Here is a 12,536-nt window from a genome sequence, read left to right on the forward strand (position 1 = left end):
AAAATCATGTTACAGGAAATTCTCGGTATCGATTTAATTTTTGTCCTCACGGTTTTGTTGGCGCTGCCTTTGGGACGCTACATCGCCAAGGTCTATTTAGGACAACCTACGTGGCTGGATTTTATGTCGCCACTCGAAAACTTTATCTACAAGGTGTGTCGTATCAATCCTAAAAAGGAAATGACGTGGCAGGAACATTTGGCAGCACTTTTGACCATTAATTTTATATGGTTTTTTTGGATGATGTTCATTCTAATGAATCAGGGATGGCTTCCGCTCAACCCTGACGGAAATCCTTCCATGAGTCCTGATTTAGCATTTAATACCGCTATTTCGTTTTTGGTGAACTGTAATTTACAGCACTACTCGGGCGAAACGGGTGCGACTTACCTTTCTCAAATGGCAGGATTGATGTTTATGCAATTCGTGACCGCAGGAACAGGTATGGCCGCGGCTGCGATTGTGTTCAAGTCCATGAAAGAGCGCCAAACCAATCAATTAGGCAACTTTTACAGTTATTTTCTTAAATCCTGTACCCGGGTTTTATTGCCCATTTCGTTAGTATCGGCCATTATTTTGGTCTTTAACGGTACACCCATGAATTGGGAAGGCAAAGCCAATATCGTTACGGTACAGGGAGATTCGGTACAGGTATCACGCGGGCCCGCTGCGGCCATGATTGCCATCAAGCAGGCAGGAACCAACGGCGGCGGGTATTTCGGAGTTAACTCAGCGCATCCGCTGGAGAATCCAAGCTACTTGACCAACATCGTCGAAAACATCCTCATCATCCTGATTCCGATTGCCTTTGTGTTTGCATTGGGCTTTTATCTGAATCGTAAAAAACTCGCATGGATGATTTTTGGGGTGATGACCATCGGCTTTTTCATGCTTCTGAGCGTCTCCGTTTATTTTGAACTACAGGGCAATCCCGCCATCGACAAAATGGGCATCAGTCAACTGCTGGGCAGCACAGAAGGAAAAGAAATGCGCTTCGGCTCAGCGGCGTCGGCCTTCTGGGGTATCACGACCACGACCACTTCCAACGGCTCGGTCAACGCCATGCACGACAGTATGACGCCGCTTTCGGGCGCCATGCAAATGCTTGATATGATGATCAATGCACTTTACGGAGGGGTAGGCGTTGGTTTTCTGAACTTCTACATTTTTATCATCATTGCCGTATTCATTTCAGGGTTGATGGTGGGAAGAACCCCCGAATTTTTGGGCAAAAAGATCGAAGCCAAAGAGATGAAAATTGCTACGCTTGTCGCTCTGCTTCACACTTTTCTGATTTTGGCTTTTACGTCTATTGCCAGCTATGTGTTTACCAAAGACCCAAGTGTAGGCTGGCTCAATAATCCGAGTTTTCATGGCTTTTCGGAAATGCTGTATGAATATACCTCCTCTTCGGCCAACAACGGCTCGGGTTTTGAAGGCTTAGGTGACAACACTCCTTTTTGGAACATTACTTGCGGTATTGTACTGATTCTGAGCCGTTATCTGCCCATTATCGGCCCCATTGCCATTGCGGGTATTTTGGCAAACAAGAAGCACATCCCTGAGTCAGCTGGAACGCTTCAAACCGACACTGCTACGTTTGGATTTATGGTATTTGCCGTGATTTTCATCATCGCTGCGCTGTCGTTTTTTCCCGCGTTGGCCTTGGGACCGTTGGCTGAATTTTTTACCCTTCGCTGAGTTGGGAAGAAATGTAAGCCAACACTTTTTCAATGGTCATTGGCTCGGAGGGTAATATGTTGGTTTCGGAGTCGACGTGTTTATGAAAAGGAGAAGTTGAAAGATGAGGGTAATCATGCGCATTATCCCAGCGGAGAATCAATGAGGCATCAGGCCTTTGCCACTGATAAGCGTAGTCTATTTTATTTTCTTCAAAAACAGTTACCTCTTTGACATACAAAATGCTGCCGGCAACCAATTCAACCTTATATCTTAAAATATGAATGCGTGGAGTGATAAGTTCTTTGATTAAAATGGATTTTGTGATAATCGCATCAAAAGCTGCTAAATCAGGTAAGGGCATTAGTCTTCTAACGTTTTCAGTTTGCTTTCTACCAATTCAATTGCTTTTAAACAAGCTCTCCATTCCATTCCATCATCTTCTTTCTCAAATAAACCAAACTTAATAATTGAATCAAATTTTTCCAGAAATGACTGAAAATTCATCTCATACTTGTTTTCAAATTCAGTTACTTCCTGCTGATAAATACCCATTTCGATGCGCAGAGCCTCTTTGGCTTTTTCCAAAGCAAATGCATCTACTGAATCATACCCTAATTCATGAATTGCGGCAGCCAATGCTTCGGTTTGTTGAATAGACATAGCTTAACAGTTTTTTTTTCAAAATTACAAAAAATATGAAACGTTCTCAATCCTCTTCTCTCTTTCAGGGAGATATGGCTAAAACCGCTCTGATAGAGTCGTTTGTCAAATTAAATCCTGCCGTGATGTACCGTAACCCCGTTATGTTTACGGTCGAAATCGGAACCGTGGTGATGTTTTTTGTGTGCCTCCAAATTGCTTTTGGCGGTGACACTACCCAAGGGAGTTTGGCCTACAACATCGTGATTTTTACGGTGCTGTTTCTAACTTTACTTTTTGCCAATTTTGCCGAAGCTTTAGCCGAAGCACGGGGCAAAGCCCAAGCCGACAGCCTGCGTAAAACCCGCGAAGAAACACCCGCCAAAGTCATCCGAACGCTTGGCACCCTAAAAGTGAATGAGCTTCAAACCATTCCTTCGTCTCAATTGGTAAAAGGCGATGTGTTTGTCTGCGACGCGGGAGATATTATTCCAACCGATGGCGAAATCATCGAAGGTTTAGCGACCATTGACGAATCAGCCATCACGGGAGAATCTGCGCCCGTGATTCGCGAAGCGGGCGGGGATAAATCGTCGGTTACGGGAGGAACTAAAGTGCTTTCCGACCACATCAAAGTTAAAGTGACGACCCAACCGGGCGAGAGTTTTCTTGATAAAATGATTGCCTTGGTGGAAGGTGCTTCGCGTCAGAAAACACCCAACGAAATCGCCTTAACAATCTTACTGGCAGGCTTTACGCTCATCTTCGTTATCGTCTGCGTCACGCTTAAACCTTTTGCTGATTATGCCAATACGCCCATTGCCATTTCGGCTTTCATTTCGCTTTTTGTCTGTTTGATTCCGACGACCATTGGTGGTTTGCTTTCTGCCATCGGGATTGCGGGCATGGACAGAGCCTTACGGGCTAACGTGATTACCAAATCAGGAAAAGCCGTTGAAACGGCGGGAGATATTGACACCCTGCTTTTGGACAAAACGGGAACCATCACCATCGGTAACCGTAAAGCCACGAATTTTTGGCCTACGGCTGGCATCAGCCAAGATAGATTTATTACTTCGGCACTGTTTTCATCTTTGGCCGATGATACGCCCGAAGGAAAATCAATCCTTGAGTTGGGACAACAAAAAGGCCAAAAACTTCCTGTCATGCCTGAACGTGCAGAAATGATAAAGTTCACGGCCGAAACACGTTCATCGGGTGTTAATTTGCCAAACAACGTCCGAATTCGGAAAGGAGCTCAGGATTCAATTCGGAACATGGTCGAAAGAGCAGGAAATGAATTTCCGAAAGACACCGCTGAGCAAGTTCGGGTCATTTCCACAAATGGCGGTACGCCCTTGGTGGTATCTGAAAACGATAAAGTATTGGGTGTCATCGAATTACAGGACGTTATCAAACCTGGTATTCAGGAGCGTTTTGAACGTCTGCGTAAAATGGGCGTAAAAACCGTGATGGTGACGGGTGACAATCCACTCACGGCCAAATACATTGCCAACGTAGCGGGCGTAGATGATTTTATTGCCGAAGCAAAACCCGAAGACAAAATGAACTACATCAAAGCCGAGCAGGCAAGCGGTAAACTCGTCGCCATGATGGGTGACGGCACCAACGACGCGCCCGCCTTGGCCCAAGCCGATGTAGGTGTCGCGATGAACAGTGGAACACAGGCCGCCAAAGAAGCAGGCAACATGGTGGATTTGGACAACGACCCGACCAAACTCATTGAAATTGTGGAAATTGGAAAGCAGTTGTTGATGACACGCGGTACACTCACTACCTTTTCTATTGCCAACGACGTCGCTAAGTATTTTGCGATTGTTCCAGCATTGTTTATGACTTCTATCCCGGCATTACGGTCGCTCAATATCATGCACTTGGCCAGTCCAGAGAGTGCGATTTTATCAGCGGTGATTTTCAACGCAATTATCATTCCGATGTTGATTCCGTTGGCGCTGAAAGGGGTGGCTTACAAGCCCATTGGGGCAAGTGCCCTGTTACGTCGAAACTTGCTTATATATGGCTTAGGCGGTCTGATTGTCCCTTTTATCGGTATCAAACTCGTTGATTTGGTAGTGGGGAGCCTGTTTTAAGTTACTTTCTTAAAGATTTTCTAAAAATACAAAAAATGAAAACACACATTGTTCCAGCTATACTGATGACCCTCGCTACGTTTGTATTGTTAGTGGTCGTCTATCCCCTGATTGTCTGGGGAATTGCTCAATTTGCCCCCGAAAAGGGTCGCGGCGAAACCATCGCTGTCAATGGAAAAGTTGTAGGTTTTGCCAAAGTTGGCCAGAAATTTACGGCTGACAATTACTTTTGGTCGCGCCCCTCGGCGGTAGAATACAACGCGGCTGGTTCGGGCGGCTCTAATAAAGGCCCTTCCAACCCGGATTATTTGGCGCAGGTACAGGCTCGGATTGATACGTTTTTGGTACACAACCCAACCGTCCCAAAATCTGCCATTCCTTCTGAACTCGTCACCGCTTCGGGTAGCGGTTTGGATCCTCATTTATCGCCGCAAGGTGCTGAAGTTCAGGTAGCCCGAATTGCGAAGGTCAGAAACTTACCCGAAGATAAAGTCAAAGAGTTGGTTAAAACCCATACCGAAGGGCCTTTTTTAGGCATGTTCGGGCCTTCCAAAGTCAATATTTTAGCGCTTAATATTGCGTTAGACCAAATGAAGTAATTTAGGCAACGTGGCCGTCGGTTTTGAACCGACAGTCACTTAAAACGTAAAACACCTAAATTACAACCGTTATTATTCCACAAATCAGAAATTACCATGAAAAAGTTTGTAACTGTCGCATTTGCCTGCGTGCTTTCGACTCCCTTATTTGCTCAAATCGCCGATTCCACCGCAAAAACTACCGTAAGCGGCTATGTAGAAGCCTATTACAGCTATGATTTCAATCAGCCCGTTACCAATGACCGTCCGTCGTTTGTCTATAGTCACAATCGTCATAACGAATTCAATGTCAATTTGGGTTTTATTAAAGCTTCGTATGCGGGGGAGCGCGTTCGGGGCAATTTAGCGCTCATGGCCGGCACGTATGCCAATGCCAATCTGGCCGCTGAACCCGCTACGTTGCGAAATGTATTTGAGGCCAATGTTGGCGTTAAACTTTCTAAAACGAAGCATGTATGGCTGGATGCGGGCGTTTTTGCCTCACACATCGGTTTTGAGAGCGCTATTTCAAAAGATTGCTGGACGCTTACCCGCAGTCTGATGGCCGACAATACGCCTTACTACGAAACGGGAGCCAAAATCGGTTACACCTCCGACAATGGGAAATGGTTTTTATCGGGTTTGGTGCTCAACGGTTGGCAACAAATTAGACGTGCCGACGACAATACGCGGTTGGCTTTAGGCACCCAAATCACGTTTAAACCGACTGGTAAAGTGACGCTGAATTCAAGTTCTTATCTGGGCAGTCGGCCCGACAATTCTAACCGTAATCGTTTTTTTCATAACCTATACGGCACGTTTCAATTAACGGAAAAACTGGGATTAATTGCGGATTTTGATTATGGCATGGACCAACGGCAACCGAATTCTTCCAATTATGATTCCTGGGCGAGTTGGGCGGCTATTGTAAGATATCAATTCAGTTCTAAAGTGGGAGTGGCAGGGCGTATTGAAAATTATACCGACAAAAAAGGATTGGTCATTGCCACCACGACGCCGAATGGTTTTCAAACCACGGGCTACTCCTTCAATCTTGATTACGCGCCCATTTCCAACGCCGTATGGCGAATTGAGGCCCGAAGTCTGAATAGTAAAGATGCCGTTTTTGAAAAAAAGGGAAAAGCGGTGGATACCAATTTTGTCTTAACGACCTCATTAGCCATTAGTTTTTAAGCTTATGCCTTCTATTGACCAACAAGATGCCCAATATTTCCTCGATTTGATTAAGAAGTCAAAGCGGGGAAAGTTTAAAGTTTATATTGGTATGAGTGCGGGCGTGGGTAAAACGTACCGAATGTTGCAGGAAGCACATACCCTGCTTCGCAATGGGGTAGATATAAAGATTGGTTTTGTCGAAACCCACCGCCGCGCTGATACTCACGCGTTAATAGAAGGCTTACCGCTTATTCCGCACCGTACGGTTTTTTATCGGGGAAAAGAACTGGAAGAAATGGATTTGCAGGCCATTTTGAACCTTCACCCAGAAGTGGTGGTTGTGGACGAGCTAGCGCACAGCAACATTCAAGGCTCTAAAAATGAGAAACGCTGGCAGGATGTGATTGACATTTTAGATGCGGGAATCAACGTAATTTCAGCCGTCAATATTCAGCACCTTGAAAGCCACAACGAGGACGTTTTTCGAATTACGGGCATCGAAGTCAAAGAAACAGTGCCCGATAGCTTATTGCAGCAAGCCGATGAAGTGGTTAACATTGACCTTACCGCCGCGGAGCTGATTACCCGTCTGAAAGAAGGAAAAATCTATGACCGTACGAAGATTGAAACGGCGCTTTCTAATTTTTTCAAGTCGGAGAAAATCTTACAGCTTCGCGAATTGGCGCTGAAAGAAGTGGCATCGCAGGTTGAGCGAAAAGTAGAGCTGGAAGTACCCAGAAATACCACGTTCAGAGCAGAACGATTTGTAGCCTGTATCAGCTCTAATCACGAAATCGCCAAAAAAATCCTGCGAAAGACCGCCCGTTTGGCAAGTTATTATCAAGGAAAATGGTATGTACTTTATGTTCAAACTTCGGGAGAAGACACCGATAAAATCGGATTGGCCACCCAGCGCCATTTGATCAACAATTTTAAATTGGCCACCGAACTGGGCGCGGAAGTAATCAGAGTGAAGAGCAATGAAGTGGCGCAAACCATTTTTGATACGGCTCAAAAGCACAGCATTACCACAGTTTGCATCGGCAAACCGCACGGCAATTTTTGGAAAAATCTAACTGGCAATTCGTTGTTTTTTAGACTTTTGCGAAAAGTTTCCGATACAGACATTGATTTAGTAGTAATAAGTTAAAGAGGGTCATGAAACTAAAAACCAAACTTCGACTTGCGCTTACCTTTTTGTTTGCCGTCATCGTATTGCTCGGCAGCCTAGGGGCTTGGTACCTCAAAAAACTCTCTTCCGAAGCGCAGGAGATATTGAAAGACAATTACATCTCGCTCGAATACGTACGCAACATGCGCAACGTGATTGACGAAAACGCCTGGAAAAACGAAGACATCGCCCTTTTTGAAAAAAGCCTTCTTTATCAAGAACAAAACATCACGGAAATAGGCGAGGCCGAAGCCACACAGCAGCTTCGCAGCCACTTCAATGCTTTCAGCAAAAGCCCCGACAGTAGCCGTATTGGCCTGATTGCGAAGCAGTTAACCAAACTTACTGATGTTAATATGCAAGCCATTGTACGCAAAAATGAGCAGGTAAAAAAAACGGCCGATGAGGTCTATACTTACATGGTGCTTATTGCCACGGTATGCGCGTTGGTGGCGTTTTCGTTTATCATCAACTTTCCTAATACCATCGCCGAACCCATCCAACAATTGACCGAAGGCTTGCAGGAAATCAGCCGTAAAAACTACGAGTCCCGGCTGGGTGTTGAGCGCAAGGATGAACTCGGAGAAATGGCGCGGGCTTTTAACCTAATGGCTGAAAAACTGGACGAATACGAACACAGCAGTCTGGCCAGGGTGCTTTTCGAAAAACGCCGTACAGAGACTATCATTAACCAAATGAATGATGCTATAATGGGATTGGATGAAAATAATTATTTGCTTTTCATTAATTCTGTCGGAGCCGAGATGCTGGGTCTTGATGCTTCTCAAATAGCCGGTAAATACGCTCCCGATGTAGCTCTCAAAAACGACTTATTGCGCACTCTTTTGAACGAAGAAACCTCCCCCAAACCACTTAAAATATTTACCAATGAGCGCGAAAGCTATTTTACCAAAGAGCTCCTGGACGTAAAAAATGGCGAGAACCGCATCGGCAGAGTCATTATTCTTAAAAACATTACGCCTTTTCACGAACTTGACCAAGCCAAAACCAATTTTATCGCTACCATTTCACATGAGTTGAAAACACCCATCGCTGGCATTAAAATGAGCCTAAAACTCCTTGAAAACGAACGAATTGGACCATTGAATGAAGAACAAAAACACTTACTTAACCAAATACAAGACGACAGTCAACGGCTGCTCAGCATTACGGGCGAGCTCCTTGACCTGTCGCAGGTAGAAACGGGCAAGATTCAACTCAATTTCAGTAGCATCCATCCGCAAGAAGTTATTAAGGCAGCTACCGAAGCGTTGCTGTTTTCTGCGGAGCAAAAGCAGATAGAATTGCATTGTCAAATTCCTGCTGATTTACCTGCTATTCAGGCAGATTTAGACAAAACAATGTGGGTTTTGATGAATTTTCTTTCCAATGCCATTCGATATAGCCCCGAAAAATCAACCATTACGGTAGAGGCTCAGGTCAGCATTGATCAAAAACACGTGCTTTTTTCGGTACAGGATTTTGGAAAAGGAATTGAGTCAAAATACCAACAGCGCATCTTTGATCGCTATTTTCAGGTTCCAAACAACGGCCAGTCTAAATCAGGAACGGGACTTGGTTTGGCCATTTCCAAAGAATTTATCGAAGCGCAAAAGGGAAGTATCGGCGTTGAAAGTGAATTGGGCAACGGCAGCCGATTTTGGTTTCAGCTGCCGTTGGCTTAAAAGTACTGGCCCGATTTGAAATATGATCCCAATTCAGTTATGTTTATACTGTTTCTGTCGCATCAAAATCCTTATACACCAATCCAATCTCTTGCCGCACGGCATCCAGCAACGAAATCAGGTTCATGCTGTCGGTCAATGACCAACCCTCACTTTCGAGCTTACCCGCCTCCAAACATGCATTTACTTCTTCAATTTCGTACTGATACCCCCAAGTAGGACGGTCGAAAGTAAAAGTTTCGGTGGTTTCGTCGTCATACTCTACCGTTACGGCCTTGCTTTCGTGCCAGCGCGAGTGAATCATAATTGTTCCTTTTTCTCCATAAACGAAGGCTTCGCAGCGGGTTTTAGCCATGAATGTACAATCGAGAAAGGCAAATTTTTCGTCGGCATAGGTCAGCGTCATTCCCGTAGACTCGTCTACTTTGGTTTCGCCAAAAATAGCCTGTGCCGTAATTTTGGTAGGTTTTCCTAATATCAGGTACGAGAAAAACAACGGATAAATCCCAATATCGAGCAACGCTCCTCCCCCCAAATCTTTGTTAAAAGTACGCTTATCTACGTCGTAGGGAGCTTTAAATCCAAAGTCAGCCTTTACTCCCAATACTTTGCCAATCGCCCCTGATTCAATAATTTCGAGGGTTTTGAGCGTAGTTGGCAGAAAACGCGTCCACAATGCTTCCATCAAAAATACATTCTTGCCCCGCGCCACGTGAATCATTTCGCTCACCTGAGCGGTATTCATGGCAAAGGGTTTTTCGCACAGAACCGCAATGCCCGCGTTGAGGCACAATAACGTATGCTCAAAATGGCCGATGTGCGGCGACGCAATATAGACGGCATCCAATTCTGGGCAATTGATTATTTCTTCATAGCTGCCATACGTATACGTAGCGCCGTACTCCCGCGCAAACAGCTGCGCCCGGCCCAAGTCGCGGGAGGCTACCGCCGTGAGTTTGGCGTCTGCCACCTGCATTAAGTCTTGGGCAAATTTATGGGCAATGCGCCCCGGCCCGATGATTCCCCAACGTGTCATGTGGATTTTGGTTTGAGTTTAAACAAAGAAACAATCAGCGAAGCACAAATTCCAAATAATTGGCGGAATTAATCACGGCGGTACTCAGTACGGGGTAGTTTTCAGTAAAAGTGCGCGAAAATTTAGCTTTTTGCAGGGGATTCCACTTGAATTCATACGCCTTAAATTGTCCGTTTTCTTCTTCAACATAGTCGATTTCCTGCTGTTGGGCGGTTCTCCAAAAGAAACTATTTACTTGTTTTTGAGCATAATGCAGGCTTTTGAAGCGCTCACTTACCAAAAAATTCTCCCACAAGGCCCCCGTATCTGCCCGCAGATTTAGAGGTTGATAATTTTTGATAAGCGCATTTCGAATCCCGTTGTCATAAAAATAAATTTTACGAATCTTCGCGATTTCATTACGTACATTACGATTCAACGCCCTCAAACGAAAAACAACAAACGCCTTTTCCAGCAAATCAATATAGCGTACCACCGTTGCTTGGTCTATTTTGAGCAGTTGAGCTAATTCCTGATAAGAAACTTCTGAACCCACTTGCAAGGCCAACGCTTCCAACAATGCCTGAATCACTTCGGCTTTTCTTACATCTTGATACGTAAAAATATCTTTGTACAAGTAGCTATCGCAGATGTTTCGGAGCAATATATCCTCCTCTCCCTGATTCAGCACCACTTCAGGATATTGGCCATAAATAAGGCGGCGTTCCAACAAACGTTTTTCTTCTAAAGCACCGCTGTAATTTACCAGTTCCTCAACCGAAAGTGGATACAAATGAAAGTCAAATTTACGTCCCGTAAGTGGCTCCTGAATCTCGTTTGCCAACTCCAAGGCCGAAGAGCCTGTAACAATCACTTGCCGCTCCAGGAGATTATCGACCAACAATTTAAGCGTCAAACCAATGTTTTTTACGCGTTGGGCTTCATCAATCAGTACCAAATCGGCATTTCCAAGCAATGCCTTTATCTCCGTAGAAGTAGCATTGGTAAGCTGTTGGCGCACATCCGGCTCATCGCAGTTAAGCCAGATGGTTTTCCCTTCATATTGTTGTTGTATCGCTCGCAACAGGGTTGTTTTACCCACTTGGCGTGGACCCGTCAAGATAACTGCTTTCCCTTTTTTCAGTCGTTGCTGAAGGTGCGGCATCAAGCTGCGTTGAATCATTTTTATATCTATTCAGGATTATAATCCAAAATTATTATAATAATACTAGATTACAATCCTGAGAAATGATATATATTTTCCTGGTGTAGTAGAATTACAATTTATTTGCCTTATCCGTACGTGGTGAAAATCAAAGACATGACACTATTTAGCACGGTCTCAAACTCAAGTCAGAGTGTAAAAGACGATTTTTTTGAAAACTTTAACCATTCCTTTTACTAAAAATGGTATCCAAATGATGCTGTAAAAACTCCTTTCGGGGGAGGTATCGTTTTGGAAGCGCTATTTTTTCATTTTCAAGCAAAGCAAAGTATTTCTGATAGTACGCTTTATTTGAATTCTTTTTCAGGTCTTTAGCAATAATTACCGAAAACTGTTCTGTAATTCCTATCAATCCCTTGTCAAAAGCTTTATCATAAAGATTGGACAGGCAGATTCCATTTTCAGGATTTAATCTTTCACTTTCACTGGAAGACCATGGAAGGATGTGACTTGCGACCAATAAATCAGGAACATCTATTCCAGAAACCGCACATTTTGAAGAATAATTTGATAGAACAATTTGCCTAAATATGTTTTGGTTAATACGAACTTTAACCGCCCGAAGCTTTGTTTCGCCCTTCAAATCTTTAATATCAAAAAGTAGGTCTTCAAATTTATTTTCCAGGGTTTGGTGCTCTTTTTGAGCAAGAATACGCTCACTTTCAAACAGCAACTGCTCCTTATTCTCAATAAATTCATCCCATATCGGTTGACATTGCCTCTTGCCACCGTCCATTCCTTTCACTCCTCTTGCTTGATGATAGGGGTCAACGGCCGCAAAATTAGTAAGTCGAAAGGCAATTGAATTGGGAGTTCGTCCAATCAAACCCGCCAGATGAATCACCTCTGGAGTACGGCTGTGCATTTTACCAAAGGGCAACTTCAGGTATAAGTTAAATGCTAAAATCAATTCTTCTTTGCTCCAAAGATTTACCGCCATTTATTCTCCAAGGTTAGTGATTTAAACAGTTTATTTACCTCCCTCACCGTTTCTCATACGCTTTGGCAAAGATAAACAGCAAGACACCAAACTTCTGTAACCGTCCAAAAACGTACACTGAGTCAAGCATATCTTTTCAAACCCCGGATTGGCTGCTAAAGCAGGGGCTATCAAGAGCAAAATCTAGGCAATCTCTATACGCACAACACTTTTGTTTCTCGTAAGCACTCTTTTTGTTGTGTAAATCAAAGGTAAGATACTTTTTGAAAGCAACTCACAACAACCGAAAGCAATATACTATTGACCTTGCTAC

General features: G+C 44.2%; 11 protein-coding genes. 6 read left to right on the top strand and 5 right to left on the bottom strand.

Annotation, left to right across the window (positions count from 1 at the left end; genetic code table 11):
- Positions 1–6: 6 nt before the first annotated feature.
- Positions 7–1,701, top strand: coding sequence for a potassium-transporting ATPase subunit KdpA (gene kdpA, locus DR864_RS10470; RefSeq protein WP_114066915.1), 1,695 nt, complete (start codon positions 7–9; stop codon positions 1,699–1,701).
- On the opposite strand, the gene DR864_RS10475 is transcribed toward kdpA, so the two are convergent.
- Positions 1,688–2,044, bottom strand: coding sequence for a toxin-antitoxin system TumE family protein (locus tag DR864_RS10475; protein WP_114066916.1), 357 nt, complete (start codon positions 2,042–2,044; stop codon positions 1,688–1,690). The two genes, kdpA and DR864_RS10475, sit on opposite strands and share 14 nt — an antisense overlap.
- Positions 2,044–2,343 carry a hypothetical protein gene (locus DR864_RS10480; RefSeq protein WP_114066917.1) on the bottom strand — a complete coding sequence of 100 codons (300 nt, stop codon included), beginning with the start codon at positions 2,341–2,343 and terminating at the stop codon, positions 2,044–2,046. Before DR864_RS10480 ends, DR864_RS10475 begins: the two co-directional genes overlap by 1 nt.
- Positions 2,344–2,378: 35 nt before the next feature.
- Here DR864_RS10480 and kdpB point away from each other — a divergent pair, with 35 nt between their 5' ends.
- The 5 genes from kdpB (at position 2,379) to DR864_RS10505 (ending at position 9,043) form a co-directional block, all read left to right on the top strand.
- Positions 2,379–4,433, top strand: a complete 2,055-nt coding sequence (gene kdpB / locus DR864_RS10485; RefSeq protein WP_114066918.1) for a potassium-transporting ATPase subunit KdpB — start codon at positions 2,379–2,381, stop codon at positions 4,431–4,433.
- 35 nt (positions 4,434–4,468) lie between these two features.
- Positions 4,469–5,032, top strand: coding sequence for a K(+)-transporting ATPase subunit C (locus tag DR864_RS10490; RefSeq protein WP_114066919.1), 564 nt, complete (start codon positions 4,469–4,471; stop codon positions 5,030–5,032).
- Positions 5,033–5,128: 96 nt separating this feature from the next.
- Positions 5,129–6,205 carry a porin gene (locus tag DR864_RS10495; RefSeq protein ID WP_114066920.1) on the top strand — a complete coding sequence of 359 codons (1,077 nt, stop codon included), beginning with the start codon at positions 5,129–5,131 and terminating at the stop codon, positions 6,203–6,205.
- 4 nt (positions 6,206–6,209) lie between these two features.
- Entirely contained in the window at positions 6,210–7,337 is a 1,128-nt protein-coding gene (locus DR864_RS10500) for a sensor protein KdpD (protein ID WP_114066921.1), read from the top strand.
- A gap of 8 nt (positions 7,338–7,345) precedes the next feature.
- Positions 7,346–9,043 (top strand): ATP-binding protein, encoded by a 1,698-nt coding sequence (locus DR864_RS10505; RefSeq protein WP_114066922.1) that lies wholly within the window; start codon positions 7,346–7,348, stop codon positions 9,041–9,043.
- Between the two features lie 43 nt (positions 9,044–9,086).
- On the opposite strand, the gene DR864_RS10510 is transcribed toward DR864_RS10505, so the two are convergent.
- The 3 genes from DR864_RS10510 to DR864_RS10520 form a co-directional block, all read right to left on the bottom strand.
- Entirely contained in the window at positions 9,087–10,079 is a 993-nt protein-coding gene (locus DR864_RS10510; protein WP_114066923.1) for a Gfo/Idh/MocA family protein, read from the bottom strand.
- 34 nt (positions 10,080–10,113) lie between these two features.
- A complete protein-coding gene (locus DR864_RS10515; RefSeq protein ID WP_114066924.1) occupies positions 10,114–11,241 on the bottom strand; it encodes an ATP-binding protein in 1,128 nt (375 codons plus the stop codon).
- A 202-nt stretch (positions 11,242–11,443) separates the two neighbouring features.
- The gene (locus tag DR864_RS10520; RefSeq protein WP_114066925.1) at positions 11,444–12,223 is read right to left on the bottom strand and encodes an HNH endonuclease; all 780 of its coding nucleotides are present in this window, start codon (positions 12,221–12,223) and stop codon (positions 11,444–11,446) included.
- Positions 12,224–12,536: the final 313 nt, after the last annotated feature.

This window comes from Runella rosea (assembly GCF_003325355.1).
GTDB classification, from domain to species: domain Bacteria; phylum Bacteroidota; class Bacteroidia; order Cytophagales; family Spirosomataceae; genus Runella; species Runella rosea.

Coding starts and splice junctions, on each gene's coding strand:
- kdpA (WP_114066915.1), top strand. CDS start 7: ATGTTACAGGAAATTCTCGGTATCGATTTAATTTTTGTCCTCACGGTT.
- DR864_RS10475 (WP_114066916.1), bottom strand. CDS start 2,044: ATGCCCTTACCTGATTTAGCAGCTTTTGATGCGATTATCACAAAATCC.
- DR864_RS10480 (WP_114066917.1), bottom strand. CDS start 2,343: ATGTCTATTCAACAAACCGAAGCATTGGCTGCCGCAATTCATGAATTA.
- kdpB (WP_114066918.1), top strand. CDS start 2,379: ATGAAACGTTCTCAATCCTCTTCTCTCTTTCAGGGAGATATGGCTAAA.
- DR864_RS10490 (WP_114066919.1), top strand. CDS start 4,469: ATGAAAACACACATTGTTCCAGCTATACTGATGACCCTCGCTACGTTT.
- DR864_RS10495 (WP_114066920.1), top strand. CDS start 5,129: ATGAAAAAGTTTGTAACTGTCGCATTTGCCTGCGTGCTTTCGACTCCC.
- DR864_RS10500 (WP_114066921.1), top strand. CDS start 6,210: ATGCCTTCTATTGACCAACAAGATGCCCAATATTTCCTCGATTTGATT.
- DR864_RS10505 (WP_114066922.1), top strand. CDS start 7,346: ATGAAACTAAAAACCAAACTTCGACTTGCGCTTACCTTTTTGTTTGCC.
- DR864_RS10510 (WP_114066923.1), bottom strand. CDS start 10,079: ATGACACGTTGGGGAATCATCGGGCCGGGGCGCATTGCCCATAAATTT.
- DR864_RS10515 (WP_114066924.1), bottom strand. CDS start 11,241: ATGATTCAACGCAGCTTGATGCCGCACCTTCAGCAACGACTGAAAAAA.
- DR864_RS10520 (WP_114066925.1), bottom strand. CDS start 12,223: ATGGCGGTAAATCTTTGGAGCAAAGAAGAATTGATTTTAGCATTTAAC.